Raw genomic sequence first — 26,811 nt, 5'->3', positions numbered from 1 at the left:
CTATTGGAAATCGAAGGCCGACAGGCCGGTCACCATCTCGTCGAGGCCGAGCGGCCTGGTGATCGGCGGCTCGGCGCGCGACAAGCATCCGGAACGTTCGCAAAGCCGGCATGCGGGCCCGATCGGCGTCGCCGCCACGACACCCGGCTTGGCGCCGACGGCCTGGGCGGGCAAGGCCGCGCCATAGACGATCTCGTCGCGAAAGGCGATGTCGCAACCCAGCAGGATGGCCGTACGGCGCGGCCGCTCGCTGAAGGCGCCCTGCGGCCCTTCCAGCGTGCGGGCGACGCAAAGGAACTCGGCACCATCAGGCATCTCGACGGCTTCGACGAAGATCTGGCCGGGCTGGGTGAAGGCGGCATGGACCGGCAGTTTGGGGCACCCGCCTCCGAATCGGCTTTGCGGGAACCCTTGCGCGCCGGCCTTGCGGAAGCGGTTGCCGGCATTGTCGACCTCGAGCATGAAGAACGGCACCGACGACGTACCCTGCCGCTGAAGCATGGTCAGCCGATTGGCCGCCTGCTCGAACGACACGCCGAAACGCGAACGCAGCACATCGACATCGTAGCGGGCGCGCTGGGCGGCTGCGTGGAACGCCTGATAAGGCATCATCAGCGCGTGTGCTGCGTATCGGCCGAGTTCGAAACGGGCAAGCCGCCGTGCCTCGTCCGAGGTGAGTTTCAGCGCCTGAAGCTCGGCGGCAACCGCCACCTGCATGCGGATCAGGCTCGCTTCCATCGCGACTTCACGCAACTGGTCGAACGGTGACAGCCGCTCCGACAGGAAAAGACGCTGCGAATGGCGGTCGTAACGGCGGCGCCAGTTGGGCATGGTGGCGACCGGCAACACCTTGACGACGATGCCGTGCTCGCGCCGGAGCCAGGCCTTCAATGCGCCGAACAGATCATCGCCGGGGTCGAGCAGCGTCGTGAACGCCTCGGCTTCCTCCTCCAGCGAGGTGAAATGATTGGGCCGGCGCTCGAAGACCTCATGCACCTCGTCGATCGGCAGGCGCGCACCTGACAACGCAGTTGTGTGCCCCTCGCGTGCGAGCAATTCGGTGAGATCGGACAGGCGTTCGGCCTGCTCGCGATAGGCGCGGAACAGCTTGATGACCGCCGCCGCCGCATTGGGCGCAGCCTCGGCGATCTCCACCAGCTCCTGGTCGCCCGGCAACTCGCCAGACAACAGCGGGTCGGCGAAGACCTCGCGTAGTGCCGCGATTGAACCGCGCGCCTCGCCTTGCAACTCGTCTGGGTCGACCTTGTAGACCGAGGCGAGTTTAAGGATGAGCTGGACCGTCAGCGGCCGCTGGTTACGTTCGATGAGATTGAGATAGGACGGCGAAATGCCGAGCCCCTCGGCCATCGCCGTCTGGGTCAGCCCCTTCTGGTTGCGGATGCGCCTGATGCGCGGTCCGGCAAAGATTTTTTGCTCGGCCATCGGCTTTTACACCATTTTTACAACGAAAGTAGGGGTTTCACCCTACCCATCCTTTTACATTCTTTACAATTTTACAGTCGCTATCTGTCAAACACAATACAGGTTTTCCCTAAAGTCGGCCGCAAATTGTTGAATTTTCTGGCTGGTTTGGCGCCGGGATGTAAAACAAGTCACATAGAAATCGCCGCAAAAACCCAAGACGCGGTGGCCGCCCCTAGAACCAAGTGACCAGACGGAGTCGACAATGACCGATTTTTACAACCTCGTCCCTTCAGCCCCGGAAGGCCGTTTCGACGGCATCGAGCGCCCCTACTCGCCGGAGGACGTGAAGCGGCTGCGCGGCTCCGTCCAGATCAAGCAGACCCTGGCCGAGATGGGCGCCAATCGCCTGTGGAAGCTCATCCATGAGGAAGACTTCGTCAACGCACTCGGCGCCATGTCGGGCAACCAGGCCATGCAGCAGGTCCGCGCCGGCCTGAAGGCGATCTACCTCTCGGGCTGGCAGGTCGCTGCCGACGCCAACACCGCTTCGGCGATGTATCCCGACCAGTCGCTCTACCCGGCCAATGCCGCGCCTGAGCTGGTCAAGCGCATCAACCGCACGCTGCAGCGCGCCGACCAGATCGAGACCTCGGAAGGCAAGGGCCTGTCGGTCGACACCTGGTTCGCCCCGATCGTGGCAGACGCGGAAGCCGGCTTCGGCGGCCCGCTCAACGCATTCGAGATCATGAAGGCCTTCATCGAGGCGGGCGCTGCCGGCGTGCACTTCGAAGACCAGCTCGCTTCGGAAAAGAAGTGCGGCCATCTCGGCGGCAAGGTGCTGATCCCGACCGCTGCGCACATCCGCAACCTCAATGCGGCTCGTCTCGCCGCCGACGTGATGGGCACGTCGACGCTGATCGTCGCCCGCACCGACGCCGAAGCTGCCAAGCTGCTGACCTCCGATATCGACGAGCGCGACCAGCCCTTCGTCGACAAGGATGCCGGCCGCACCGTGGAAGGCTTCTACCAGGTGAAGAACGGCATCGAGCCCTGCATCGCCCGTGCCATCGCCTACGCTCCGTTCTGCGACCTGATCTGGATGGAAACCGGCAAGCCGGACCTCGCCCAGGCGAAAAAGTTCGCCGAAGCCGTGCACAAGGCGCATCCGGGCAAGAAGCTGGCCTACAACTGCTCGCCATCGTTCAACTGGAAGAAGAACCTCGACGACGCGACGATCGCCAAGTTCCAGCGCGAGCTGGGTGCGATGGGCTACAAGTTCCAGTTCATCACGCTGGCTGGCTTCCACCAGCTCAACTTCGGCATGTTCGAACTGGCCCGCGGCTACAAGGACCGCCAGATGGCGGCCTATTCGGAGCTGCAGGAAGCGGAATTCGCAGCCGAAGTGAACGGCTACACCGCGACCAAGCACCAGCGCGAGGTCGGCACCGGCTACTTCGACGCCGTGTCGATGGCGATCACCGGCGGCAAGTCGTCGACGACCGCGATGCACGAGTCGACCGAACACGAACAGTTCCGTCCGGCCGCCGAATAGGCCTGACGACAGAAAAAGCCCCGGAGGCAATTGCCTCCGGGCACCTGCCAGAGGCAACGCCCAACAGGGCAAAGGCAACACCGAGGAGAACCACGATGGCACCGCGTACCCGTGTCAAGGAACGAGCCGAAGAACAGGCGACCACGATGAGCGCCGACCAGCAGGCCGTGATCCGTATCGTCGCCAACGACCTGCACCGGCTCAACCAGTCGGTCATGAAGGCAGTCGAGGCCGGCGTGTCGGTGGAATTGGTCCGCTCGGCCCGCCACCATGGCGGCAACGGAAACTGGGGCGACCTGCTGATCCCGGTCATCGTCACCCAGCAGCCGCACGGCTAAACTCACTTCCCCCTTGCCCCCCGGGTCCTGTCCGCGGCCATGCCGTGGGCGGGACTTGCTTTTAAGGTACTGCAAGCTGGTCTGTGGCGAACATGCGGGAATGCTGAAACTTACGACTAAAGTTACACCTCATTTTGAGTGTATTACTTGACACTTCTCATACATGACGCGAAACGTATGGGACCGAACGCAACCTCGCATTGAACAATCGCCCCCCCAGCTGTCGGCCAAGCCAATGAAGCGAAATGACCTGAATCCGGGCCACGCCCCGGGTACGAATGCGCGCGATCACCAGATTGCCGACCTGTCGAAGGTGCTGGTCGTCAGTCGCTCGCCGATCAATCGCGTCGTGGTCGCCAAGATCGTCGAACGCTCGGGCCTCAAGACGATCTCGGAGGAGCCCGACAGCGCCCTGTCGGTGCTGCGCAGGATGGCGCCGGGCACGATCATCCTGGACGGTGGAAGCGACAACAAGGATTGCGATGCGCTGATGCCATCGATCATGTCGCTGAGGCTCGCGTCGGGCAACAAGCTGCCTTCGGTGATCCTGCTTTCCAACCGGGCAGGCACGCCTGAGAGCCTGTCGCTGCCCAGCGCCGTCGATATCGTGGTCGCCAAGCCGATCACGCCGGAGCGGCTCCAGCCCGTCGTCGAAAAGCTCGTCGGCCGCGGCTGAGGCCTAGCCGAGACCTTTCAGAAGCTCCGACAGCTCACCGAGATGCGGCAGCTTGCGGAAGCGCTCCGCGGCGGTCGGCTCGTCGACATGCTCGTAGGCCCAGGTCAGGTCGTGAGGGATGTAGACGCCCCAGCTGCCGGCCTCGATGGCCGGCACTACGTCGGATTTCAGCGAATTTCCAACCATCATCGCCCTGTCGGGACCATCGCCGTGGCGGGCAAAGATGCGCTCGTAGGTCGGGCGCGACTTGTCGCTGACGATCTCGACGGCGTCGAAGAAATCGCCAAGGCCCGACTGCGCCAGCTTGCGCTCCTGGTCGAACAGGTCGCCCTTGGTGATCAGCACCAGGCGGTAGCGGCCGGCGAGCGCTTCAAGCGTGTCGTGGACATGCGGCAGCGTCTCGATCGGGTGGCTCAGCATCTCGCGGCCTGCGGCAAGGATCTTTTCGATCACCGAAGCCGGCACGCGGCCCTCGGTCACCTCGATCGCCGTCTCGATCATCGACAGCGTGAAGCCCTTGATGCCGAAACCATAGGTGCCGAGATTGCGCTTCTCGGCTTCGAGCAACCGCGACATGAGCTGTTCCTGCTCGCCATGATCGGCCAGAAGTTCGGCGAAATGCCGCTCGGTCATGCGGAAGAACTGTTCGTTCTGCCACAGCGTGTCGTCGGCATCGAATCCGATGGTGGAAAGGCGGGTCGAAATGGAGGTCATGGCGATCATCTAGGTCAAGAATCGCCCGAAAACCAGCATTCCGGACCTCACAACTCGCTAGAATCGCTGATTTGCCCCCCTTTTCTTCCGTCATCAGGCCCGGCTATACTCGGTAACCTGCAACCACAACCTGGTGATTGATGCCGCCTGCAAAGAAGGAAGTCCGTCCGACCGCTCGGAGGGCTCGCGCCCGCACGCCTGCTTTCGTCAAGAACACGCGCGGTGTACGCAACTGGAAAGAAGCCTCCGAATGGCTGGAATGGCGCGGCATCGAGGACATAGAGTGCATCACCCCCGACCAGGCAGGGGTCGCCCGCGGCAAGATGATGCCGTCGAGCAAGTTCACCTCCAACACCTCGCTGGCGCTGCCTTCCGCAGTGTTCATGATGACCATTTCCGGCGGCTATCCCGAAGACGGCAACGGCTTCGAATATCCCGAAGATGACGGCGACCTGAAGCTGGTGCCCGATCTGTCGACGCTGAGTGTGGTTCCGTGGGAGGACGACCCCACCGCGCAGGTGATCTGTGACCTCGTCCACCAGGACGGGCGCCACGTCGAGTTCACGCCGCGCAACGTGCTCAAGCGCGTGCTCGCCGCCTATGAAAAGCGCGGGCTGAAGCCGGTCGTCGCACCCGAGATCGAGTTCTACCTGGTTCGCAAGAACCCCGACCCGGACTATCCGCTGACCCCGCCCGTCGGCCGCTCCGGCCGCCCCATCGGCGGCGGCGCGGGCTACTCCATCGCCGGCGTCAACGAGTTCGACGAACTGATCGACGACATCTACCATTTCTCCGAGGCCCAGGGCCTGGAGATCGACACGCTGATCCACGAGGAAGGTGCGGGCCAGCTCGAGATCAACCTGCGTCACGGCGACCCGATCGAACTTGCCGACCAGGTATTCCTGTTCAAGCGCACGATCCGCGAAGCAGCGCTGAAGCACGATACCTACGCCACCTTCATGGCCAAGCCGATCCAGGGCCAGCCGGGTTCGGCGATGCATATCCACCAGTCGATCATCGACAAGAAGACCGGGAAGAACATCTTTTCCGCCGAGGACGGCTCGGAGACCGAGGATTTCTTCCACTTCATCGGCGGCATGCAGAAGCATGTGCCCAATGCGCTGGTGATGTTTGCGCCTTACGTCAACTCGTACCGTCGGCTGACGCAGGCGGCTTCCGCCCCGGTCAACAACAAGTGGGGCTACGACAACCGTACCACCGCCTTCCGCGTGCCGCGTTCCGACCCGGGCGGGCGGCGCGTCGAAAACCGCATCCCGTCTTCGGACGCCAACCCCTACCTGGCGCTCGCCGCATCGCTGGCCTGCGGGCTGATCGGACTGACCAACAAGCTGCCGTCCGAAGCGCCGGTGCTGACCACCGCCAACGAGGACGAGATCGACCTGCCGCGCGGCCTGCTCGAAGCTGTCGACCTGTTCGAGGCCGACGAGGAACTGACCTCGCTCCTGGGACGGTCGTTCGCCACCACCTATGCGGCGATCAAGCGGGCCGAGTTCGAGACCTTCATGGAAGTGATCAGTCCGTGGGAGCGGGAGTATTTGTTGCTGAACGTCTAGGGGAGTAGGGGAGTAGGGGAGTAGGGGAGTAGGGGAGTAGGGGAGTAGGGGAGTAGGGGAGTAGGGGAAGAAGTGACCGAGAAATCCGGCTCCTACAAGGACTTGATTGTCTGGCAGCAGGCGATGGACCTTGCCGTAGCGGTCTACGGCGCGACGAAAACCTGGCCGAGGGAAGAGCTCTACGGCCTGACAAGCCAGGTGCGACGTGCCGCTGCTTCCGTTCCCTCCAACATAGCCGAGGGCTATGGGAGAGAGGTCCGCGGCTCCTATCAACAGTTTCTCCGCATCGCGCAAGGATCGCTGAAAGAGTTGGAAACCCAACTGATAATCGCCCAGCGAACCGGCATTGCCCCAAAGGCTACGACAGACCCGCTGCTCTCGGGCGCAGAGAGTGTGGGGAAACTACTACGTCTGCTGATCCGAAAGCTGCCCAGCGATTAGCGCCTCTTCCCCTACTCCCCTACTCCCCTACCCGCTACCCCCTTACTCCCCTACCGCCCGCTCCGTTCCGAAAGCCACCATGCCCTACCTCTCCCCCATCTCGCCCGGCCTTTCCTGGTACGAAGACACCGCCGGCCCGCGGCCCGAGTACCCTGTGCTCGATGGCGACAGGCAGGCCGACGTCGTCATCATCGGCGGCGGTTTCACCGGGCTTTCGGCAGCAGCGCATCTTGCCAAGGCAGGCACCAATGTCGTGCTGATCGAGGCGCATCGCTTCGGCGACGGTGCATCGGGGCGCAATGGTGGCCAGCTCGGCACCGGCCAGCGTGCCTGGGCGGAGGAGTTGGAGGGCGAATACGGCTTCACCCGCGCCAAGGCGCTGTTCGACCTCGCGGAAGACGCCAAGGCGCATCTGCTGGAATTCTCGGCCACCAACGACATCGACATCGACTACATGCCCGGGCAGATGTCGGTGGCGCACAAACCGCGCTACGTCGACGACTACAAGGCCCATGCCGAGATCATGGCGAACCGCTTCAACTATCCGCACATCACCTTCATGGACGCGCGGGAAACGGCGGAGCGGCTGGGTTCGACGCATTATTACGGCGGCACGCGCGACACAGGCACGGGCCACATCCACCCGCTCAAGCTGGTGATCGGCACCGCAAGGGTCGCGGCGGCAGCCGGCGCACAGCTGTTCGAGAAGACGCAATCGACCGGCATCACCTCGCAAGGCGGCAAGGTGCGCGTGACGACGGAGCGCGGCACCATTACGGCACAGAAATGCCTGATCGCGGTCAACGCCTATGGCGGCAAGCTTGAGCCGATCAGCGCCTCGCATATCATGCCGATCGGCTCGTTCATCGGCGCGACCGTGCCGCTAGGCGCGGACTCCAAGGTGATTCCCGGTGGCGAGTCGGTCGACGATTCCCGCTTCGTGGTGCGCTATTTCCGCAAGTCCAGGGATGGCAGGCTGCTGTTCGGCGGGCGCGAGATCTACGCCGTCAACGACCCCAAGGACATCCACATCCACATCCGCAAGCAGATCGCCGAGATCTATCCTGAGCTGAAGAATGTCGAGATCACCCATGGCTGGGGCGGCTATGTCGGCATCACGGTGCCGCGCAAGCCCTTCGTGCGCGAGGTGATGCCCAACGTCATCTCCGTCGGCGGCTATTCCGGCCACGGCGTGATGCTGTCCAACTTCTTCGGCAAGCTTTACGCCGAGACCGTCACCGGCAACCGCGACCGGCTCAAGCTGATCGAGGACCTGAAGATACCGCCCTTCCCCGGCGGCCGGCGCTTCCGCGCGCCGCTGCTGTTTCTGGCGCTCAACTGGTTCGCGCTGCGGGACAGGATCTAGCCCGGCAAAACGCACATCCCGCGCCAGGAGCGCCCTTGCCCGGGAACCTTTTCCGACAGTCCACATCCAATGGTTCGGAAGCCGCTGCATGGCGCAGGGGCTACCAACAGGGTATTGTCAGGTGCCGCATGCACACGCCGGCATGTTGGGGCGGATCGTCGTCTGCGTGCCGCCTGCACAAGTTGCGACGATGGCAGCGCCGGACCGAAAAATGGAGGCGACAACATGCACCTGGCAATCTTGCGGCAACAGGTCGATCTCGACGGACACCGCGACGAGGAACTGGTGGCACTCGCGCGCCAAGGCGGCGAAAATGCCATCCGCGCGCTCATCAAGCGCAACAACCAGCGGCTCTTCCGCGTCGCCCGAACCGTCACCCGCGACGACGCGGAGGCCGAGGACGTGGTGCAAGAAACCTACGTCAAGGCCTTCACCAGGCTCGACAGCTTCAAGGGCGACGCGCTGTTTTCGACATGGCTCACGCGGATCGCGCTCAACGAAGCGCTCACCCGCATCCGCAAGCGACGGCCTGTCGCCGAGTTGGAGGAACTGGATGTCGCTGCCGCAGCCAACGGAGGCCAGGTAATCATGTTTCCGACATCGCTGACCCCGCCTGGCGCCGACGCCGAACTGGCTCGCGGGCAAGCGCGCGAACTGCTCGAACAGGCAATCGACGAATTGCCTGAGATCTTCCGCCTCGTCTTCATCCTGCGCGATGTCGAGGAAATGAGCATCGACGAGACGGCGGCCCAGCTTTCGATCAAGCCCGAAACCGTCAAGACGCGCCTGTTTCGGGCGCGCCGTCTGATGCGGACAGCCATCGAAAGAAGGCTCTCGACGGGCTTTGCCGAATTGTTCCCGTTCAATGGCTGGCGCTGCGAACGCATGGCCGACCGGGTGGTCGAGCGGCTTCGCGGAGAAGCCTAGATCTTCCTGACGATGACGCTGCCGGCAGAATAGCCGGCGCCGAACGAGCAGATCACGCCGAGGCTGCCCGACGGCAGGTCGTCGGAGAACTTCGAAAACGCGATGATCGAGCCGGCCGAGGAGGTGTTGGCGTAGTCCTGCAGCACGTTGGGCTGCTCCTCACGGCTCGGCTCGCGGCCCAGCACCTTCGAGCCGATCAGGTCGTTCATTCCCTTGTTGGCCTGGTGCAGCCACAGCCGCGACAGGCTGGCCGGTTCGATGCCCTGGTCGGCGAGATGGCCGAGCATCAATTCTGCGACCATCGGCACCACCTGCTTGAAGACCTTGCGGCCCTCTTGATGGAACTGCATGTCGCGGCGGTCGGCCATGTGGCCTTCGCGCGTACGGCGCAAGAAGCCGTTGTTGTTGCGGATGTTGTTGGAGAATTCGGTCAGGCAGCGGGTGGCCAGCACCTCATAGGCGTTGTCCGTCTTCACATCGTCGGCGCGCTGGAGCACTACTGCGGTGCAGACATCGCCGAAGATGAAATGGCAGTCGCGGTCGCGCCATTCCTGGTGGCCGGAGGTGATCTCCGGATTGACCATCAGGATGGCGCGGGCCGAGCCGGTGCGGATCATGTCGGCTGCAAGCTGGATGCCGAAGGTCGCCGAGGAACAGGCGACGTTCATGTCGAAGGCAAAGCCCTTGATGCCGAGCGCCTGCTGCACCTCGATGGCAATCGCCGGATAAGCACGCTCGTGATTGGAAGCAGCGCAGATGACGGCGTCTATATCGGCAGCGGTGAGCCCGGCCTTCTTCATCGTCTTGTCGGCCGCCTTGACCGAAATCTCGGCCATCAGCGACAGTTCGTCCTCTTCGCGTTCGGGCAGCACCGGATGCATGATGCCGGGATCGAGGATGCCGAACTTCGAGACGACGTGGCGGCGCTCGATGCCGGAGGCCTTGACGATGAACTCTTCCGACGACATCGCCATCGGCTCGCGCTCGCCGGCCTCGATGGCGTCGGCATGGAGCCTGTTCTGGCGGTGGGCATATTCGTTGTAGGAGGCCACCAGCTCGGCGTTGGTGATGACTTCCTCCGGCGTGAAAATGCCGGTACCGCTGATCGCAACCCTGTGCATGGCGTTTCCTGCTGGTTTTCAACCATTGGAATAGGGTTCCGGCGTCGCCGGTCAAGCTTTGCGGACCCGATTTCAGGCCGAGACGCGGTTACCTCGCGGCAGAAACGCTTAAATGCAGCGCCCGCCGTCGACCTCCATGGCCACACCGGTAATCAGTGATGCCTCGTCCGAGACGAGGAACAGCGCGGCGTTGGCGATGTCGAGCGGCGTCGAGAAGCGGCCGAGCGGGATCGAAGCTTTGAACTTTTCGCGAATCTCCGGTGTATCCTTGCCCATGAATTTTTCCAGCATTCCGGTTTCGCCGGCAACCGGGCAGAGACAATTGACGCGGATGTTCCTGGGCGCCAGTTCGACCGCCATCGACTTGGTGGCGGTGATCGCCCAGCCCTTCGACGCATTGTACCAAGTCAGCCCCGGGCGCGGCCTGAGCCCTGCCGTCGAGGCCGTGTTGAGGATCGCGCCGCCGCCCTGGCGCTCCATGATGGGCACGATGGCGCGGGCGGAATGATAGATCGCCTTCATGTTGACGGCGGTGATAAGGTCGAAAACGTCTTCCTCGACGTCGACCAGGTCGCCGTTGCGATGGGTGTAGCCGGCATTGTTGACCATGATGTCGATGCGGCCGAAGGCGCTCTTGGTGGCATAGACCAGTTCGTCGAATTCCGAACGCTGCGACACGTCGGTGGTGACTGCAATCGCATCATTGCCGATTTCGGCCGCGACGCGCTCGGCTTCCCTGGCATTCAGGTCGGCGACGACCACTTTCGCGCCTTCCTCGGCAAAACGCCTCGCCATGCCCTCGCCGAAGCCGGCTGCCGCCCCTGTTATGATCGCTACCTTGTCCTTGAGTCGCATCGTCCTGCCGCCCCGTAGATTTTCTGCATGTCCGGTCTAGCGGTCGTCACAGTTCATCGCAATGCTGGGCGCGAGGTAGTGCGCCCACTGCACCGGCGCCGGAGGCTTATTCTTGGAAACGGGAGCGCTGAGGCCCTATGCTCGGTGGACATGATCGCAGCATCGAAAACGAAACTGTGACACCGAGGCACTGGCGTTTTTAAATCGATTAGCATATATCGGTCGGCGACATCACGGCCGTCCTGGAAACGGATAGAACATGACAAGCCAGATCATCCCCGTCGATCCTTTCGACTTCATCATTTTCGGGGGCACCGGCGATTTGTCGGAGCGCAAGCTGCTGCCGGCGCTCTATCACCGCCAGCGCGACCACCAGTTTTCCGAGCCGACGCGGATCATCGGGGCGTCGCGCACCAAGATGGACGACAAGGAGTTCCGGGCCTTCGCAAAGAAGGCGATCTCGGATCACGTCAAGCCGGAATACATCGAAGAGGCCGAGCTCAAGACCTTCCTCGACCGGCTGAGCTACGTCACCGTCGACGCCAAGTCCGGCGACGGCTTTGCCGAGCTGAAGAAGTCGGTTGGCGACAGCAAGCGCATCCGCGTCTTCTACCTCGCCGTGGCACCAAGCCTGTTCGGCGACATTTCCGACCACCTCAAGGCGCACAAGCTGGTTACGGCCGACTCGCGCATCGTCGTCGAGAAGCCGATCGGCCGCGATCTGGAGTCAGCCAAGGCGCTGAACGACATCATCGGCGACGATTTCGGCGAACACCAGATCTTCCGCATCGACCACTATCTCGGCAAGGAGACGGTGCAGAACCTGATGGCGCTGCGCTTTGCCAACGCGCTCTACGAGCCGCTGTGGAACTCCGCCCATATCGACCATGTGCAGATCACGGTGGCCGAGACCGTCGGCCTGGAAGACCGCGTCACCTACTACGACAAGGCAGGCGCGCTGCGCGACATGGTGCAGAACCACATACTGCAGCTGCTCTGCCTCGTCGCCATGGAAGCGCCCGCCTCGATGGACGCGAATGCAGTTCGCGACGAAAAGTTGAAGGTTCTCAACGCGCTGAAGCGGGTCAACGGCAACGAGGCGCCCAAGCAAACGGTACGCGGCCAGTACCGCGCCGGCGCTTCCGCCGGCGGCCCGGTGAAAGGCTACATCGAGGAACTCGGCGCCGACAGCACCACCGAGACCTTTGTCGCGATCAAGGCCGAGATCGCCAACTGGCGCTGGGCCGGGGTGCCGTTCTACCTGCGCACCGGCAAGCGGCTGGCGTCGCGCGTCTCCGAAATCGTCATCGAGTTCAAGCCGATCCCGCATTCGATCTTCGGCGAAAGTGCCGGGCCAATCTTCAACAACCAGTTGGTCATCCGCCTGCAGCCGGACGAAGGCGTCAAGCAGTTCATCATGATCAAGGACCCGGGTCCGGGCGGCATGCGCCTGCGCCAGATCCCGCTCGACATGAGCTTTGCCCAGTCGTTCGACGGGCGCGCGCCGGACGCCTATGAACGCCTGATCATGGACGTGGTGCGCGGCAACCAAACGCTGTTCATGCGCCGCGACGAGGTCGAGGCCGCGTGGAAATGGATCGACCCGATCCAGCATGCCTGGGAAGGCAGCCGCCAGGAAGCCCAGGGCTACACCGCCGGCACCTGGGGCCCGTCGGCCTCGATCGCGCTGATCGAGCGCGACGGCCGCACCTGGCACGAGAGCAATTGAGCGCCATGAACGGCATTGCGCCCCAGTGGAACGAATTTGCGACGCGCGAAGAGCTGGCGGCTTCGCTGGCAAGCGCTGTGGCCGACGCGTTGCGGGCTGCGATCAGGCGCCGCGGAGAAGCGTTCCTGGCCGTTTCGGGCGGCTCGACGCCTGGCCGCTTCTTTGCCGCACTATCGAAGGAAGCGCTCGACTGGAGCAAGGTTATCGTGACGCTCGTCGACGAGCGCTTCGTGCCCGAGAGTTCGCCGCGTTCGAATGCGGCACTAGCAAAGGCCAACCTGCTTCAAAACGAGGCTTCAGCAGCACGCTTCGCACCACTGTTCCATGAGGCATCAACGGTCGAATCGGGCGCCGATCTTGCGGATGCGGAAATCCGCGCCCTGCCCTGGCCGCTCGATGCGACGATTTTGGGCATGGGCGGCGACGGCCACACCGCTTCGTTCTTCCCGGATGCGGACGGGCTCGACGCCCTGCTCGATACGGCTTCGGCGCGCATCGTCATGCCGGTTCATGCCGGCAGCGCCGGCGAACCCCGGCTGACGCTGACGCTGCCCGCATTGGTCGGGGCCGGGCTTGTCGTCGTCCACATCGAAGGCGTGGAAAAGCGCAACGTCATCGAGGCGGCGCTCGCGTCGGAACCGGCCTTGCCGATCCGCACCGTGCTCGACCGGGCTCCCCGCGCCGCCGAGATCTACTGGGCGCCCTGAGACGGGCGCTCGCGTCACCGGCGTCCGAATGGCGCCGTGGCGCGTTGAACAAGGCATGCCCCCTCACGGACCATGCCGCAGGCCCGAAGCTCCCCCGGTTCGGGCACCGAGTTGAAAGGACTGAGGTCATGACCGCCAGGAACGACATCCAAGCCATCACCGAACGCATCCGCGAGCGCTCGCGGGTCAGCCGCGAGATTTACCTCGGCCGCGTTGATGACGCCGCCGGCAAGACTGCCAACCGAGGCGTGCTCTCCTGCGGCAACCTCGCCCATGGCTTTGCCGTGTGCAGCCCTTCGGAAAAGGTGGCGCTCGGCGGCGACAAGGTCGCCAATATCGGCATCATCACCTCTTACAACGACATGCTGTCGGCGCATCAGCCGTTCGAGACCTATCCGCAGCTGATCAAGGACGCAGCGCGCGAAGCCGGTGGCATCGCCCAGGTGGCAGGCGGCGTGCCGGCAATGTGCGACGGCGTCACGCAAGGCCAACCCGGCATGGAGCTGTCGCTGTTCTCGCGCGACGTGATCGCCATGTCGGCGGCCATCGGCCTCAGCCACAACATGTTCGATGCCGCCGTCTATCTCGGCGTCTGCGACAAGATCGTGCCGGGTCTGGTGATCGCAGCACTTACCTTCGGCCACCTGCCGGCGATCTTCGTGCCCGCGGGACCGATGACCTCGGGCCTGCCCAATGACGAGAAGGCCAAGATCCGCCAGCTCTACGCCGAGGGCAAGGTCGGCCGCCCAGAACTGCTCGAAGCGGAATCGAAGTCCTACCACGGCCCGGGCACCTGCACCTTCTACGGCACCGCCAATTCCAACCAGATGCTGATGGAGATCATGGGCCTGCACACGCCGGGCGCCTCCTTCGTCAATCCGGGCACGCCGCTGCGCGATGCGCTTACGCGCGAGGCCGCCAAGCGCGCGCTGGCGATCACCGCGCTCGGCAACGAATACATCCCCGCTGGTCGCATGATCGACGAGCGCTCGGTGGTCAACGGCGTCGTCGGCCTGCATGCCACTGGTGGCTCGACCAACCACACCATCCACCTGATCGCCATGGCGGCGGCCGCCGGCATCCGCCTGACCTGGCAGGATATTTCCGACCTGTCGGATGCCGTGCCGCTGCTTGCCCGCGTCTATCCGAACGGGCTTTCCGACGTGAACCATTTCCAGGCGGCAGGCGGCATGGGCTTCCTCATCCGCGAACTGCTCGACGCCGGACTGCTGCACGAAGACGTCCAGACCGTCTGGGGCGAAGGGCTGCGCCCTTATGCGGTCGAAGCCAAGCTCGGTGCCGACGGCTCCGTCGTGCGCGAACCCGCCCCCAAGCAAAGCGGCGACGAAAAGGTGCTGGCACCGGCATCCAAGGCGTTCCAGCCGAGCGGCGGCCTCAAGGTGCTCGGCGGCAATCTCGGCCATGCCATCATCAAGACTTCCGCCGTAAAGCCCGAACGTCGCATCATCGAGGCGCCGGCGCTGGTGTTCGACAGCCAGCAGGGCCTCAACGACGCCTTCAAGGCCGGATTGCTCGACCGCGACTTCGTTGCCGTCATCCGCTTCCAGGGCCCCAAGGCCAACGGCATGCCGGAACTGCACAAGCTGACCACCGTGCTGGGCATCCTGCAGGATCGGGGCCACAAGGTTGCGCTCGTCACCGACGGCCGCATGTCGGGCGCCTCGGGCAAGGTGCCGGCGGCGATCCACGTCACGCCGGAAGCGCTGGAAGGCGGGCCGATCGGCCGCGTCCATGATGGCGACATCGTCAGGCTCGACGCCGAGGTCGGCACGCTTGAAGTGCTGGTGCCGGCCGGCGATCTTGCGCTGCGCCCGGCCCCGGTCTGCGACCTCTCGGGCAACGAACATGGCATGGGCCGCGAGCTGTTCGCCGGCTTCCGCCAGATGGCCGGCCGCGCCGACCATGGCGCGAGCGCGTTCGGGACGGCGTGACCTCAGCTTGAAAGTAAGGCAGTTCTGCCTTACTTTCTGGGATCAGGAGCCATGCCATGCAAACGCTGACGGTAACGTCGAAGGGCCAGATCACGGTGAAGAAAGAGGTGCTGAGGCACCTCGGTGTCAAACCAGGCGACAAGATCCTTCTGGATCTGGCCCCTGACGGCAACGTCGTGCTCAAGGCAGCGCCGCACGAACGACACGGGATCGAAGCCATATTTGGCATCTTTCATGATCCCGGCCGCGCACCGGTTTCCGTTGAGGACATGAACAAGGTCATAGCAGACGCCTGGGCCGGCAAGCGGTGAAGGTCGCTGTCGATACCAATGTTCTCGCTCGCGCGATGCTGGCGGACGACCCTGGCCAAGCCGAGGTCGCCCAGGCCTTGCTCGCGGAAGCGGACCTAATCGTCATCCCCGTGGTCACCCTCTGCGAGCTGGTCTGGGTTCTCAGCAGCCTCGGGATAGAGCGAAAAGCGATAGCGCGAGGGATCGAAGACACGCTTAGTTCACGGCATGTCGTCGTCGATCACGCCGCAGTGGCTGCCGGCCTTGCTCACTTGCGGGCTGGCGGTGACTTCGCGGATGCAGCCATGGCTTACGAGGGCTACAAAGCTGGCGCCGAGCAGTTCGCGACATTCGACAGGAAAGCCGCTCGGCTGTTGGCCGCCGAAGGCAAGCCGGTGACCCTGCTCGAAAGCCGGGCGGAATAGCTCTGCAGCGCCCCGACCTTCAGCGCTACTTCTCCGCCGTGCAGGAGAAGACCGGCGGCGCATCCTCGCCCTTCGTCAGGTCGTAGAGGTCGGCGATATTACCCTTGGTCCACCAGACATATTGCTGGCCGGCATATTTGGCGCCGGAGCCACTCAGCACGGTGACTGCCACGACCGTCTGGTCACCGAGCGTCAGAACGACGAGCGAATTGGCGCCCACGTTGACATACTCGGCCTTCACAGCCTGGTCGCCGCACTTATAGTCGACCGAGTTGCGTTCAACGGGTGCATCGCCCGGCAGCTCCAGCGTCACGGTCGAAGCCGTTGCCGCACTGGTCGCGGCAGCGAGGATGATCGCGGTGAAGCTCAAGCGCATGACAGTCTCCTGAATTGCTCGTATGCGGACGATAGCACGGCGAAAAGGCCTGCCGAAGCCAAAGCCCCAACAGGCCTTTCTCGCACCGAAGGCTAAGCGCCGTTTTTTGCTACGTCGGCGAAGAAGCCTTCCGGGCTCTCAACTTCGACCAGCCGCTTCCGCTCGATCTGCCAGAAGCGATTGCCGACGGCGCGGACGAAGCTGCGGTCGTGCGACACCAGCAGGCAGCTCGCCTCGTGCTTGAGCAGTTCGTCCTCCAATGCCTCCTGCCCGTCAATGTCGAGGTGGTTGGTCGGCTCGTCGAGCAGGTAGAAGTTCGGATTGGTGAGCCTCAGCACCAGCATGCCGAGCCGCGCCTTCTGGCCGCCGGACAAGCGACCGATCGGATTGGCCTGCATCTCGACAGTCATGCCTGCACCAGCCAGCAAGGTGCGGGCGCGCTGCTCGCCGAGCGCGAACCGGCGCGTCAGGACGGCCAGTGGCGCATCGCTGTCCCTGAGATCGGACAGGCCCTGGTCGCCATAGCCCAGCACCAGCGACGGCGTCGCTTTGATGCCGTCGACGGCAACGTCAGGCTGGGCGATGGCGCGCTTGAGCATATTGACCAGCCGCGTCTTGCCGGTGCCGTTGCGGCCGAGCAGTACGACGCGGTCGCCCTGGCGGATCCACAACTTGCCGGTCCTGAACAACAGCGTGCCGTCGGGCGTGGTGACAGGCGCATCATCGAGCGTCACCAGCACCTTGGCATGTGTGCCGCGATTGGCGAGCTTTATCGCACCGGCCGACCGCTCCAGATGGGCGGGGCGTGCGGCGTCCTCCAGCTTGTCCGCCCGCTCCTTCAGCTGCTTGGTCTTCACCACCAGCAGGTCGCTGCCCGAGTTGATGCCGATATTGTTGAGCTTGGCGGCTTGTCGGCGCAGTTGCTGCGCCGTCTTCATATCTTTCTCGAAGCGGCGTGCATCCGACGCGTCGATCTCGTCGAGCGCTTCCCGTGCCCTGGAATAAGGCAGCGAGAACACTTGCGAGTTCTCGGGGCGCAGGAACAGCGTCCGGTTGGTCACAGCGTCGAGGAAGGCGCGGTCGTGGCTGCAGATCACCACAGGCACATCGCGCGGCAGCGCATTCAGCCAGTTTTCGAGCTGGGCTATACGAGCGAGGTCCAGGTGATTGGTCGGTTCGTCGAGCAAAAGCATGTCGGGTTCGGTCACCCAGACGCGGGCTAGCATGGCCAGCCGCTGCCAACCACCGCTCAGCTTCGACAGTGGGCGCTGGCGCAGGTCTTCGGGCACATCGAGGTCGTCGAGCACGATGTCGACACGCCAGCTTTCGCTTTCGGCCTGATCGGCCGGCAGCGCCTGCAGCACCGCCTCGAAGAAGGCCACATCGCGCAGGCTGGCCGGCACGTCCTGCTCGACATGGCCGACGCGCAAACCGCGCGCCCGGGTGATATCGCCTGCCGTCGGTTCGAATGCGCCTGTGATCGAGCGCAGCAGCGTGGACTTGCCGCGGCCGTTGGCAGCGACGATGCCGAGCCGGTCGCCCGGTTCGATGGAAAGGTTGAGATTGGAAAAGAGCGGAGCACCGAGCGTTACGCCAAGCGACCTCAGATTGATCAAAGCCATGTTCGTTCTCTGGTCTGTCCGGACCTTCGCCCGCATCCGATCTTACGAGATGCTTTTGGGGAGCCAAGTCCGGTGAGTTGTCCAGATGCGATCGAGCACAAGGCTCGATGCCGCATCACCACTGAGGGCAGACCGGGAGAGAGTTGCGCTTTGGCGCGTCGTCCGAGGTCAGCCCTGCAAACGCATTTGCAGGGCGTGGACAGGGCCGCGCTGGCGGTGGAGATAGAAATGCTCGATCACGCAGCCCTCCTTTGTCGTTCGAGTTGCGCCGCTTTCATATCTGCAATAGCGGCGCGAGACAATGCTACTGCACGGTGAGCTCGGTGCGCTCGCCCGCCTTGACGCTGGCAGAACCTTCCTTCTTGCCGGCATCGCCCAGGTCGGCCTCGACGACATAATCGCCCTCAGGCAGCGTGGCCTGGTGCTTCTGGTCGTAGGCGTAGCCAAAATCCTTGCGGTTGCCCTGGATGTCCTTCTTGGCCGCGTAGACCCGGATCTCCTTGGCACCCGGAGCCTCGATCGCCAGCACGCCGGCGCCGAGCACGGCGGTCACGTCGCCCGCCTCGCCGACACGAACGTTGAAGGGCTGCTCGGCCTCGGCCTGGTCCATGCGTGCAACGACGACATAGTCGCCGGCCGGCAGGTCGAACTTGTTGTCCGGTCCGTAGCCATAGGTGACTTGATCGCGCGTGCCGTCGATCTTCTTCTTCGCCTTGTAGATCCTGACATCGAGGCCACCGGCGTCGACCTTGTCGCCACCCTGGGCATAAAGCGCATTGACCACCACGCGGCCGACGCCTGCGACGATGTCCTTCTCAACGGTCTGGCCGGCGGCGAGCTGGATCGTCTCATTGGCCTCGCCCTGGCCGATGGTGACCTTCACCTTGGTCTCGCCGGCCGGCAGCACCACCTTGGTCTCGCCGTAGTAGGTCGCCGGGTGGTCGCCACCGGGGAAGTCGAGGACGACGGCCGCACCGGTGTTGATGTCGCCACCTTCGCTGGGGCGGGGCCTGACGATCAGCGTGCCGGCGTTGAGCACAAAGAGCGGCTTGTAGGCCTGGCCGGCTTCCACCTTCAGCGGCTGCTCGACCGCCGCCTCGCCGAGCGTCGCGCGGATGACGTAGTCGCCGGCTTCCAGCGATCCCTTGTAGTTGCTGTACTCGGTGGTGATACGTTCGCCCTTGGTGCCGTCGGCGTTGGCCTTGTAGATTTCCCAGGCGTTGCCCGCATCCTTCAGCGGCGCTCCGTCCTCGGCCAGCGCCAGTTCAGGCACGAAGTTGAATTCGGGCTTGGCCGGTTCAGGCGCAGGCGCGGGTTCAGGGGCCGGCGCAGGCGCGGCAACTGTCTGCACCAGGGCGTCTTCCAGGCCCTTGGCGTCAGTCGCCTGGATGTACTTGCCACCAGTGTTTTCGGCGAGGCAGGCGACCTGCCTGCCCTCCTCCGCCGTCAGGCCGAAGCCGACGACATGGGCGGTGAAATCGACTCCCGACTGCTCAAGCTCCTTGCCCAGTGCGCAAGGGTCGGCGTTGCAGGTCTCCAGCCCGTCGGTGATGAGGATGACCGTCGCCTTATCCTCGGTGTATCTGAGGTCTTCGGCAGCCTGCTTGACCGCGGCAGAAAGCGGCGTCTTGCCAAGGAACTTCATGCTGTCGACGGCGGCGGTGATGGCGCTTGCCGAGCCCGACGCCGGCGGCACCACCAGCTCAATGTCCGAACAGCTGCCCTTTTCGCGATGGCCATAGGCCATCAGGCCAAGTTCGGTGTCGGCGGGAATGGTGGTGAGCACCGAACGGAGCGCCTGGCGGGCGATCTCCAGCTTGGGCTTGCCGTCGATCTGGCCCCACATCGAACCCGAGGCGTCGAGCACGATGATGGCACGGTCGGCGGCACTCGCGCCCGCCACTCCCGCCAGCATGAGGACAGACGTCAGGATGCCTCGTGTGAACGCCTTCATGCTGCCCCTCGCCGATTCAGACCGTTTGTTCGAGGAAGCTAAACTTGGGGCCTGCCGCTGACAACCCTGGAGCACTCAATAGGTGGTCCGGCGCTCTTCGCTCGGTGGGCGGCCGAACTGCAGCCGGTAGCTCTGGGCGAAATAGGAATGCGAGGTGAAGCCGGTGGCGATCGCCACGTCGAGGATCGGCATGTTGGTCTGGCGCAGCAGCTCGCGGGCACGCTCGAGCCGGAGCCGCATGTAATAGCGGCCGGGCGTCACATTGAGATGGCGCAGGAACAGCCGCTCGACCTGACGAACCGACAGGCCCGCCGTCTTGGCAAGCTGCACCGCAGACAAGGGTTCATCGAGATTGTCGGCCATCAGCTCGACAATGCGCTTGAGCTTGTCCGACTTGCCGGTGAGGTCGCGTTCGGGGCCGACCCGTTGGCGGTCGCCGGCATTGCGGATGCGCTCGTGCTGGAACTGGTTGGCGACCTCGTTGGCAAGGTTGGCGCCGAAATCGCGCTTGATGATCTCGAGCATCAGGTCGATCGAGGTGGTGACGCCGGCACATGTGTAGCGCTTGCGGTCGATCTCGAAGACGTTGTTGGTGCATTCGATATCGGGAAACTTCTCCATGAAGCCGGCGCGGTTTTCCCAGTGGATGGTGCAGCGGTAGCCGTCGAGCTGGCCGGCCTCGGCGAGAAGGTAGGAGCCGACCGATAGCGCACCCAGGGCTGCGCCGCGGCGACCCCATGAACGAAGCGCGCCGAGCACCTTGCTCTTGCCGGGGAATTCGGTGGAGACGCCGACGCAGACGAACATGATCTCGACCGCCGGGACGTCGGCGACAGAATAATCGACCTTGAGCGGCAGGCCGTTGGAAGCGATGACCGCTTCGCCATCGGCCGAAACCGTTGTCCAACCATAGACGTCGCGGCCGAGCAGGCGGTTGGCGGTGCGACATGTGTCGATCGCGGCAACCAGCGAGAACATCGAGAACTTGTCGACCAGCAGGAAAGCGAACTGGCGGCCTTCGGGATGAGGTTCTGACATGACGGCCAGACCTACAGATTACGCCGACTTGGAAGCGGCGCCGCGATCAACAACGCCGCCCGCATTTTCAAAGGCCCTTGTATTCGAGGCCGGCGTGGCGATGGGCCGACACCAGCGTGTTGGCCATCAGCATGGCAATGGTCATCGGGCCGACGCCGCCCGGCACCGGCGTTATGGCGCCGGCAACCTTTGCCGCGGACGCCAACTCGACGTCGCCGACGAGGCGCGACTTGCCCTCGCCCTTGTCGGGCGCCGGTATGCGATTGATGCCGACATCGATGACGGTGGCGCCCGGCTTGACCCAATCGCCCTTGACCATCTCCGGCCTGCCGACGGCTGCAACCAGGATGTCTGCCGTGCGGCAGAGCGCCGGCAAGTCCTTGGTGCGGCTGTGGGCGATGGTGACGGTGGCGTTGGCCGAGAGCAGAAGATGGGCCATCGGCTTGCCGACGATATTGGAGCGGCCGACGACGACGGCGCTGAGGCCCGAAAGATCCTTGCCGTGCTTGCGCTCGATCAGCAGCATCGAGCCAAACGGCGTGCACGGCACGAGCGCAGTGTCGACCTCGCCGGTGGCAAGCTTGCCGACATTGATGAAATGGAAGCCGTCGACATCCTTGTCGGGCGCAATGGTCTGGATGATCTTGCCGGCGTCGATATGGGCCGGCAGCGGCAGCTGAACGAGGATGCCGTGGATCGAAGGATCGACATTCAGCTTTTCGACCAGCGCGACCACATCGGCTTCGGACGTTTCGGCGGCGAGCGTGTGCTGGACCGACAGGAAGCCGCACTCCTTGGCGGTACGCGATTTGTTGGCGACATAGACCTGGCTTGCCGGATCCTCGCCGACAATGACCACGGCCAGGCCAGGTTTCACACCGTGCGCGGCAAGCGCCGCCGCTGATTTCTTGACGCCTTCGACGACCTCTGCCGCGACAATCTTTCCGTCAATGATCTCAGCCATGTTCACTCCATATGCAGGCACTGCTGGCGCGGCATTGTCATTAAAATTTCGACCCGCAACCCCGCCATTGCGGCGTCCGGTGCCGTAAACTCGAAACCGCAGTGCGGAATATTCAGAAGTAGCGGCGCGAACGGCGCTCGCGCAACTGGTTTAGCTCCTTGCGGACCTCGCGCAGGCTTTCGCTGATCTCGTCGATCTGGTTGCGCGGCAACGGGGCCTCGGCTTGCGGCATGGCGCTCGCGGGCTCAGGCGCTGATGGAGCCTGTGGCGGCATGGGCGGCCAGGGATGATATCCGGAGGAAGCCGGCGGATAGGTATAGGGTGTCGCGTAACCCGGAGGCGGAGGACCATAGCCAGGCTGCGAATAAGGCGGATAGGGCCGCGGGAAGCCATCGTGGGCCTGCGGCGCCGTCTCGGCGGGCAACGACAGCCAGGCAGGCGCGGCCGCAGTGGCAGGGGACGGCTCTTGCGCCCGGACCTCCGCAGACAAAGCCGGCTCCGCTTCCAGCCTTGACGAAGGCACTTCAACGCGGTCGTCCGGTCGGCCGCCCTCATTGTCCTCCACAGGCGCGGAGCGGCGCGGCGTGGGCCGAGCCCGAGCGCGCCGATTGGCGGTGTCGCGCAGGCTTTCGAGCACCCCGCGCAGGCCGCCGAGGCCGACCCCGACGGCGAAGCCGGCCAGCATGCCGGCCAGAGAGATCATGGCGCGCGACGGCCCTGTCGATTCCAACGGCGGCGAGGCAACCGAAATGACGCTGACATTGGCCGAGTTGATATCTTTCTGCTCACCGGTCTCGCGCGCCCGAAGCAGGTACTGTTCATAGACGGCGCGCTTGGCGGTGACGTCGCGTTCGAGCTCGCGCAGCGTAACCAGTTCGTCAGCGACTTCGCCCTGGCGCACCTTGAGCTGGGCAAGCCGGGCGGCGAGTTCCTGCTCGAGCTGCACGGCCCGCTTGAGCTCGACCTGGATGGAGGCCGCGACCCGGCGCAATTCGGTCGCGATGCGCTCGCGGGCGCCGCTCAGCTGGGCCTCGACTGCGAGGCGCTCGGGATGACGCGGGCCTAGCCTGACCGCTGCCCGGTCGGCCTCCTGGGTGAGGGCCGCATACTGCGCGCGCAATTCGGTGATCGCCGGCGAATTGATCGCCTCGGGCAAGGTGCCGCTCAGCACCGAATCGATGCCGAGGCTACGGGTCGAGGCGGCCCGCGCATTCAGCTCCAGGGTACGCGAGCGGGCAGCGGTCAACTGGTCGTTGACGCGCTGGATCTCGTCGTCGGTGATCAGCCGCCCCTGCGGATCAATGAGTTCGTTTTCGGCCTTGAAGGTCTCGACCTTGCGCTCGGCGGCTTCGACGGACTTGCGCATCTCGTCGAGCCGGGCATTGAGTTCGTCGGTCGCACGGCCCGCACTGCCTGACTGCAGCTCGCCATAGGTCTGCATGAAGACCTCGGTCATGGTGTTGGCGATGAGCGCCGACTTTTCCGCGCTCTCCGTCTTGGCACCCACCGAGATGACGAAAGTCTTGCCGCCACGCTCGACGGTCAATGCCTCGGCGAGATGGGTCGTCGCCAGAGCGTGCCTGTTATCGACGGCGCCTGTCGCCTTGTCGTCAGGCGAGATCAGCGAACGGACGAAGGAACGAACATCGAGGCCGCTGCCGGCCGTGCCGTTGAATTCCGGATCTTCGTCAAGATTGAGCTTGTCGACCACCTTGGTCAGGACTGTGCCCGATGTCAGCACCCGCACCTGGTTCTCGACGATGGCCAGCGTCGCCTCCGACGACAGGCCGCCCTCGGTCAGTTCCCGGTCCGTGAGCTTCAGGTTGCGCGGATCGACGATCATCTCGGTCCAGGCCTGATACATCTTCGGCATGGAAAGGGCGATCGCCACGCCCGCAAGCGCGCCGAGAAGCGTGGTCGAAGCAATCAACAGCTTGGAGCGGCCAATGCCGCCGATGACCTTCATCGGGTCGATCAAAGGTTTCCAGCGCACATCGTCCGGGTCGTCCTGTTCGTCGAACGACTGGGCCGCTTGCGGCTGAGCTGGCGTGCTGACGACTGCCGGCGCAACGGTCGGCTGGGACGGCCCCACCAGCCTTTCGCGCCAGCCGCTGATCAGTGAGGACGGGGCCGGCTGGTGCGGATCGTCGGCAGCTTGAACTACAGAGTCAGTTCGCCTGTGCGTGTCCGCCGCCATTTCGGTGGCCCGCTCCGCCTCGGAGCTGCGCGCGGCTATCTCCGCCTCGCGGCGAATACGAGCCATGCGATGGCGCGTGGCCGCATCCTGCGCATCCGGCTCAGGATGCTCTTCCGTGCCTAATGACAGCAGCGAGGCGCCTTGCCGCTTCGGAGCCGCATCGTCCTGGGCAAGCGCGAGCAGCGACCCCTTGCGCCTGCCATCCTCGCGGTTCCCAGAATCGGCCATGTCTTGGGTTGCTTCCATGCACTGGGACGGATCAGGCGTCCGGTTCTTAACCCAAGCTAAACAGGCATGGGAAACAAATGGTTAATTTTGTCACTTCAACGCTCCCTTGCCGCGCTTGCAAAACGGCACATTAAGCTTTGCGTCCTATCCTGCAGCCGGATCATGACCCAGGCCAACGACATACCGCGCATGCCGCTGCGCGAACGTATCGGCAGTTTCCTGTTGGAACGGCGCGCAATGCTGCGCGACTATTTCTCGGCAGTCAGCGGTTCGGCGGGCCGGCTGGTGTTCTCGCTGATCTATTTCGTGGCGCTGGCCAACACGTTGTCCATCGCCGATTTCGGCCTGTTTGCCACGGCGTCTGCTGCCGGCGTGATGCTGTCGCGCACGCTCGCCTTCGGTTTCATCTCGGCGCTCTACCGCACCGCCACGATCAGGCCGCGGCTGATCGGAAGCTACACCGCCGGCTTCCTGATGCTGTCGCTGCTGTCGCTGCCAGTGCTCGCCGCTGCCTCGGCGCTGACCTGGCTCCTGTTCTTTTCGAGCACCTTGTCGGCTGGCATCTTTGCCACCGTCATCTTCGCCGAAGCGCTGCTGTGGCGACCGGTCGAGGTGGCGATGATCGTCAACAACGGCCTCGGCCGCTTCGGCCGCGCCGCAGTGCTGGCTATCCTGACTTCGGCGATCAAATCTGCCGCCGCTGTGCTGTTCATCTTCTGGCCGACATCCACGATCGAAGCCTGGGCCTGGTTCTACGTCGCCTGCAATGTCGTTTCGCTTGCCATTGCCTTCGGCGTCTTCTACCCGCGCCAGAGGCTCCGGCTGACGCCAGATCTCTATTGGCGCCGGCTTTCAGACTCGATCTATGTCGCCGGCGCGGAAGTGCTGTTCTATCTCCAGATGGAGTTCGACAAGCTTCTGGTCCTGGCCATGGGCGGGCCGCACCTCGCCGGCATCTATGCCATCGTCATGCGGCTGGTCGACCTCACCGCCATCCCGATCCGGACATTCTCGATGATGCTGGTGCAGCGCATGATGCGCGCGCCGCAGATGCTGGAGCGGCTCAAGGTCAAGCTCGGCATCGAAGCCGGAATCCTGCTCGTCTCGACCTCGGCGCTGCTGTTCCTCGCCGTGGTGCTGCATTTCTATCCCAATTTCCTCGGCCGGAATGTTTCCGAGGCCGCGCCGCTCGTCGGCCTGGCCCTGTTCGTGCCGGCCTTGCGCAACCTCGTCGAATATCACGCCGAGCTGCTGTTCGCGCGCGGGCAGACGCTGATCCGCGCCGGCAATCTGGCCTTGCTCGCCGGCCTCAAGGCCGCATTGCTGTCGACCCTGCTGATTCAGGTCGCCGACACGGAAACCTTGGTGTGGTCGCTCAACGGGATGTTCGCACTGCTCTACATGGCGTCAGCGGCGGTGACCTATACGGCACTGCGCCGGCCCGCCAAGGCGATCTAGGTCAGGCGCCGACAAGCTTCCTGATACGGCCCAGATCGGTGCCGATGAAGGATTGCATGCCGATCGCCACCTGCTCCGGCGACATGCCGGCCACGAATGCCTCGAACTGCGCATCCGACAGCGGCGTGCCGGTCCAGTGGACGCGGCAGAATTCCTCGGAGCCGTGGAAATGCCCGGCCCCGCCGGCGACTTCGTCGACGAAGCGGCCGTAGATCATGCATTCGGAAAATCTGCGCCGCGCACACACCGCCTCGACCCAGTGCCGGCCGCTCACCTGCTCGATGCGGGCAAGCATGTCGCGCACGCTCGAACGGCGCCAGGCGATCAGAGTCGAGATGTAGTCGTGCGGCGAGACCTCCGGCGCCTCGATGCCAAGCACGGCGGCGGCGTTGCGCGACCAGACATGGTGATTTTCGTGACCCGGGCGAAGCAAGGCGTTTTCGCGGATGAACAGCCGCAACTTGCCGTCGCGCCAGAACCGGGCGCAGTCGAACGGCCTGAGGAAAGCGACGTCGGAATCAACATAGACGAGGGTTTGCTGCTTGATCCGCTCGGCGATAGCGATGCGGCGCAGTTGCTGCACATGCCAGCCACGCAGCGGCGGCGCCTTGAGGCTCAGCCAGATACGGCGCTTGAACAGGCTTGTCGGGTCCGGCAGGTCACGCAGCCAGGACGGCAGCAGGTCGCGCTCGTCTATGACGGTACGCTGTCTGCTCTCCAGTTGGCGGAACAGCGCCACATCGCGATGCTCGACCAGCAGATAGTGGTGCGACGCACCAGTGACATGGCGGTCGACTGTCTCGCACAACAGGCGGCAGCGCTCGAAATCGGCAGCGTAGCTGGCCGTCACCAGAGCCGCGTCGGCAACAGCAGGCATGCTGC

At 64.1% G+C, this 26,811-nt stretch carries 24 protein-coding genes; 13 read left to right on the top strand and 11 right to left on the bottom strand.

All coding sequences use genetic code 11. The features are described 5' to 3' along the window. Complete coding sequence (locus WHT83_RS09710) at positions 1–1,443, bottom strand: short-chain fatty acyl-CoA regulator family protein (protein WP_108609148.1); 1,443 nt, start codon at positions 1,441–1,443, stop codon at positions 1–3. A gap of 244 nt (positions 1,444–1,687) precedes the next feature. Between WHT83_RS09710 and aceA the strand changes: the two genes are divergently transcribed. The 3 genes from aceA (at position 1,688) to WHT83_RS09695 (ending at position 3,991) form a co-directional block, all read left to right on the top strand. Further along, entirely contained in the window at positions 1,688–2,977 is a 1,290-nt protein-coding gene (aceA, locus tag WHT83_RS09705; protein WP_018426580.1) for an isocitrate lyase, read from the top strand. A gap of 95 nt (positions 2,978–3,072) precedes the next feature. Then, complete coding sequence (locus tag WHT83_RS09700; protein ID WP_018426579.1) at positions 3,073–3,315, top strand: hypothetical protein; 243 nt, start codon at positions 3,073–3,075, stop codon at positions 3,313–3,315. Positions 3,316–3,550: 235 nt separating this feature from the next. Then, positions 3,551–3,991, top strand: a complete 441-nt coding sequence (locus tag WHT83_RS09695) for a response regulator (protein ID WP_108609149.1) — start codon at positions 3,551–3,553, stop codon at positions 3,989–3,991. A gap of 3 nt (positions 3,992–3,994) precedes the next feature. Here WHT83_RS09695 and WHT83_RS09690 read toward each other — a convergent pair whose 3' ends face one another. Further along, positions 3,995–4,696, bottom strand: coding sequence for an HAD family hydrolase (locus WHT83_RS09690; protein WP_108610030.1), 702 nt, complete (start codon positions 4,694–4,696; stop codon positions 3,995–3,997). 149 nt (positions 4,697–4,845) lie between these two features. On the opposite strand from WHT83_RS09690, the gene WHT83_RS09685 reads away from it, so the two are divergent. The 4 genes from WHT83_RS09685 (at position 4,846) to WHT83_RS09670 (ending at position 9,013) form a co-directional block, all read left to right on the top strand. After that, a complete protein-coding gene (locus WHT83_RS09685; protein ID WP_108609150.1) occupies positions 4,846–6,279 on the top strand; it encodes a glutamine synthetase family protein in 1,434 nt (477 codons plus the stop codon). Positions 6,280–6,402: 123 nt separating this feature from the next. Further along, positions 6,403–6,720, top strand: coding sequence for a four helix bundle protein (locus tag WHT83_RS09680; RefSeq protein WP_406873953.1), 318 nt, complete (start codon positions 6,403–6,405; stop codon positions 6,718–6,720). A 79-nt stretch (positions 6,721–6,799) separates the two neighbouring features. After that, entirely contained in the window at positions 6,800–8,086 is a 1,287-nt protein-coding gene (locus tag WHT83_RS09675; protein ID WP_406873654.1) for an NAD(P)/FAD-dependent oxidoreductase, read from the top strand. Between the two features lie 225 nt (positions 8,087–8,311). Then, a complete protein-coding gene (locus WHT83_RS09670) occupies positions 8,312–9,013 on the top strand; it encodes an RNA polymerase sigma factor (protein WP_318762381.1) in 702 nt (233 codons plus the stop codon). On the opposite strand, the gene WHT83_RS09665 is transcribed toward WHT83_RS09670, so the two are convergent. Both WHT83_RS09665 and WHT83_RS09660 read right to left on the bottom strand, forming a co-directional pair. Next, positions 9,010–10,134, bottom strand: a complete 1,125-nt coding sequence (locus WHT83_RS09665; protein WP_406873653.1) for a beta-ketoacyl-ACP synthase III — start codon at positions 10,132–10,134, stop codon at positions 9,010–9,012. The two genes, WHT83_RS09670 and WHT83_RS09665, sit on opposite strands and share 4 nt — an antisense overlap. A gap of 108 nt (positions 10,135–10,242) precedes the next feature. Next, positions 10,243–10,989, bottom strand: coding sequence for an SDR family oxidoreductase (locus WHT83_RS09660; RefSeq protein WP_183264582.1), 747 nt, complete (start codon positions 10,987–10,989; stop codon positions 10,243–10,245). 259 nt (positions 10,990–11,248) lie between these two features. On the opposite strand from WHT83_RS09660, the gene zwf reads away from it, so the two are divergent. The 5 genes from zwf to WHT83_RS09635 all read left to right on the top strand — a co-directional run bounded on the left by zwf (position 11,249) and on the right by WHT83_RS09635 (position 16,092). Further along, the gene (zwf, locus tag WHT83_RS09655; RefSeq protein ID WP_108609156.1) at positions 11,249–12,718 is read left to right on the top strand and encodes a glucose-6-phosphate dehydrogenase; all 1,470 of its coding nucleotides are present in this window, start codon (positions 11,249–11,251) and stop codon (positions 12,716–12,718) included. Between the two features lie 5 nt (positions 12,719–12,723). After that, positions 12,724–13,425, top strand: coding sequence for a 6-phosphogluconolactonase (gene pgl, locus WHT83_RS09650; RefSeq protein WP_406873952.1), 702 nt, complete (start codon positions 12,724–12,726; stop codon positions 13,423–13,425). Between the two features lie 128 nt (positions 13,426–13,553). Beyond that, entirely contained in the window at positions 13,554–15,377 is a 1,824-nt protein-coding gene (gene edd / locus WHT83_RS09645; protein ID WP_406873652.1) for a phosphogluconate dehydratase, read from the top strand. A gap of 56 nt (positions 15,378–15,433) precedes the next feature. After that, on the top strand, positions 15,434–15,688 hold the full coding sequence (locus tag WHT83_RS09640) for an AbrB/MazE/SpoVT family DNA-binding domain-containing protein (RefSeq protein ID WP_108609159.1): 255 nt from the start codon (positions 15,434–15,436) through the stop codon (positions 15,686–15,688). Beyond that, positions 15,685–16,092 (top strand): type II toxin-antitoxin system VapC family toxin, encoded by a 408-nt coding sequence (locus WHT83_RS09635; RefSeq protein WP_406873651.1) that lies wholly within the window; start codon positions 15,685–15,687, stop codon positions 16,090–16,092. The genes WHT83_RS09640 and WHT83_RS09635 overlap by 4 nt, the downstream gene beginning before the upstream one ends. A 25-nt stretch (positions 16,093–16,117) precedes the next feature. Here the strand turns inward: WHT83_RS09635 and WHT83_RS09630 are convergent, their stop codons facing one another. The 6 genes from WHT83_RS09630 to WHT83_RS09605 all read right to left on the bottom strand — a co-directional run bounded on the left by WHT83_RS09630 (position 16,118) and on the right by WHT83_RS09605 (position 24,471). Further along, a complete protein-coding gene (locus WHT83_RS09630) occupies positions 16,118–16,468 on the bottom strand; it encodes an MliC family protein (protein ID WP_406873650.1) in 351 nt (116 codons plus the stop codon). Positions 16,469–16,560: 92 nt separating this feature from the next. Next, positions 16,561–18,090 (bottom strand): ABC-F family ATP-binding cassette domain-containing protein, encoded by a 1,530-nt coding sequence (locus WHT83_RS09625; RefSeq protein WP_406873649.1) that lies wholly within the window; start codon positions 18,088–18,090, stop codon positions 16,561–16,563. A 304-nt stretch (positions 18,091–18,394) separates the two neighbouring features. Then, on the bottom strand, positions 18,395–20,044 hold the full coding sequence (locus tag WHT83_RS09620) for a vWA domain-containing protein (protein ID WP_406873648.1): 1,650 nt from the start codon (positions 20,042–20,044) through the stop codon (positions 18,395–18,397). A gap of 75 nt (positions 20,045–20,119) precedes the next feature. Continuing rightward, entirely contained in the window at positions 20,120–21,082 is a 963-nt protein-coding gene (locus WHT83_RS09615) for a GlxA family transcriptional regulator (protein ID WP_108609163.1), read from the bottom strand. A 67-nt stretch (positions 21,083–21,149) separates the two neighbouring features. Further along, complete coding sequence (folD, locus tag WHT83_RS09610; protein ID WP_406873647.1) at positions 21,150–22,046, bottom strand: bifunctional methylenetetrahydrofolate dehydrogenase/methenyltetrahydrofolate cyclohydrolase FolD; 897 nt, start codon at positions 22,044–22,046, stop codon at positions 21,150–21,152. Positions 22,047–22,158: 112 nt separating this feature from the next. Further along, the gene (locus WHT83_RS09605) at positions 22,159–24,471 is read right to left on the bottom strand and encodes a GumC family protein (protein ID WP_406873646.1); all 2,313 of its coding nucleotides are present in this window, start codon (positions 24,469–24,471) and stop codon (positions 22,159–22,161) included. 162 nt (positions 24,472–24,633) lie between these two features. On the opposite strand from WHT83_RS09605, the gene WHT83_RS09600 reads away from it, so the two are divergent. Continuing rightward, positions 24,634–25,929, top strand: a complete 1,296-nt coding sequence (locus WHT83_RS09600) for a lipopolysaccharide biosynthesis protein (RefSeq protein WP_406873645.1) — start codon at positions 24,634–24,636, stop codon at positions 25,927–25,929. A gap of 1 nt (position 25,930) precedes the next feature. Here WHT83_RS09600 and WHT83_RS09595 read toward each other — a convergent pair whose 3' ends face one another. Then, entirely contained in the window at positions 25,931–26,806 is an 876-nt protein-coding gene (locus tag WHT83_RS09595) for a DUF6492 family protein (protein WP_406873951.1), read from the bottom strand. Positions 26,807–26,811 lie beyond the last annotated feature (5 nt).

This window comes from Aminobacter sp. P9b (assembly GCF_045345995.1).
GTDB classification, from domain to species: Bacteria; Pseudomonadota; Alphaproteobacteria; order Rhizobiales; family Rhizobiaceae; genus Aminobacter; species Aminobacter niigataensis.
The sequence above is the reverse complement of the archived record's forward strand: the minus strand, read 5'-3'. Positions and strand labels throughout refer to the sequence as shown.